1 protein-coding gene is annotated in these 1,827 nt (G+C 71.9%); it reads left to right on the forward strand.

Translation table 11 applies throughout. The features are described 5' to 3' along the window. A partial coding sequence (locus FV223_RS26575; RefSeq protein WP_147729726.1) for a PBP1A family penicillin-binding protein occupies nt 1–1,827 on the forward strand: 1,827 nt, incomplete at both ends.

Below are 1,827 nucleotides of genomic sequence, written 5' to 3' on the forward strand. Positions count from 1 at the left end.
GCCATCCGCGGGCGTTCGCTGCGCCCCGCCCTCCTGGTCGCCGGCGCCGTCGTCGCGTTGCCGCTCGTTGCGCTGGCCGGCTACGTCCTGTTCGCGTTCCTGACGCTGCCGCCGCTCGGCGGCGTGGTGATCGACCAGGGCCAGCGCGCGCTCACCGTCGAGGCCGACGACGGCCGGGTCTTCGCCACCCGCGGCGCGTTCCGCGGGCAGCCGATCACCAAGGCGGAGCTTCCGCCGCATCTCGCCCAGGCGATCGTCGCCATCGAGGATCGGCGCTTCTACAGCCATTGGGGCATCGACCTGCGCGGGCTGGTGCGCGCGGCCTGGCGCAACGCCGTCGGCGGCGGGGTGCGCGAGGGCGGCTCGTCGATCACGCAGCAATATGTCCGGCTGACCTCGCTCAACCAGGAGAAGACCCTGCGCCGCAAGATCCAGGAGGCCTTCCTGGCGTTGCGGGTCGAGTCCGAGATGAGCAAGGACGACATCCTGCTCGGCTACCTCAACACCGCCTATTTCGGGGCCGGCGCCTACGGTGCCGATGCGGCGGCGCGGCGCTACTTCGGCAAGGGTGCGAAGGCGCTGACCCTGCCGGAAGCGGCGATGCTCGCCGGGCTGGTGCGGGCGCCCTCGCAGCTCGCCCCGACGCGCAACTTCGGCGGCGCCAAGGAGCGCGCCGACGTGGTGCTGCAGACCATGGTCGAGACCGGCGCGATCACCGCGGAGGCCGCCGACGCGGCGCGGGCCAAGACCGTGACGCTGCGCACGCCGCCGGAGACGCCGCCGGGCAGCAACTACTTTCTCGACCTCCTCGCCGCCGACGCCAAGAAGCTCACAGACGCGCCGGGCGACCTCACCGTGCGCTCGACCCTCAACCTCGACCTCCAGAGCCTCGCCGAGGGAATCGTCGCACGCCGCCTCGACGCCGAGGGCGGCAAGAAGAAGATCGGCCAAGGCGCGCTCGTCGCGATGTCGAAGGACGGCGCGATCCTCGCGATGGTGGGCGGGCGCGACTACGAGGACAGCCAGTTCAACCGCGCGACCCAGGCCAAGCGCCAGGCCGGCTCGCTGTTCAAGCTGTTCGTCTACCTCACCGCCTACGAGAACGGGCTGACCCCGGAGACCGTGCTGGTCGACCGCCCGGTGCAGATCGGCGACTGGGAGCCGCAGAACGCCAACAACCGGTTCCGCGGCGCCGTGCCGCTGCGGACCGCCTTCGCGCTCTCGATCAACACGGTGGCGGCCCAGCTCGGCGAGGAGCTCGGCATCCCGGCCGTGATCGCGACGGCGAAATCCCTCGGGGTGCAGTCCGAGCTGCCGAACGTGCCGAGCCTCGCGCTCGGCTCGGCCGAGGTCACGCTGCTGGAGATGACACGCGCCTATGCCGGCGTTCTGGCCAACCGCACGCCGGTGGAGAGCTTCGACATCCACGCGATCCGCGGCGGAGCGCCCGCCCCGCTATATCTGCGCCCCGACGCCAAGCCCGCCGCCGGCCTGCCGGGCGACAGCCGCACGATGATGCTCGATTCGCTGCAGGCGGTGGTCGACGGCGGAACCGGCAAGGGCGCGCGCGTGTCCGGCTTGGCCGTCGGCGGCAAGACCGGGACGACGCAGGATTACCGCGACGCCTGGTTCATCGGGATGACGCCCGACATGGTCGTCGGCGTCTGGGTCGGCAACGACGACAATTCCGCGATGAACCGCGTCGGCGGAGGCGACGTCCCGGCCTCGATCTTCCGCGATTTCGTGCAGCGGGCCTCGGCGCAGATGGCCAAGGGCCGCAAGCGCCCCTCCGCGGTCAAGGCCGAGCCGCAGCCGGCCGAAGCGGCG

Origin of the sequence: Methylobacterium sp. WL116, from assembly GCF_008039455.1 — a bacterium.
GTDB lineage: Bacteria > Pseudomonadota > Alphaproteobacteria > Rhizobiales > Beijerinckiaceae > Methylobacterium.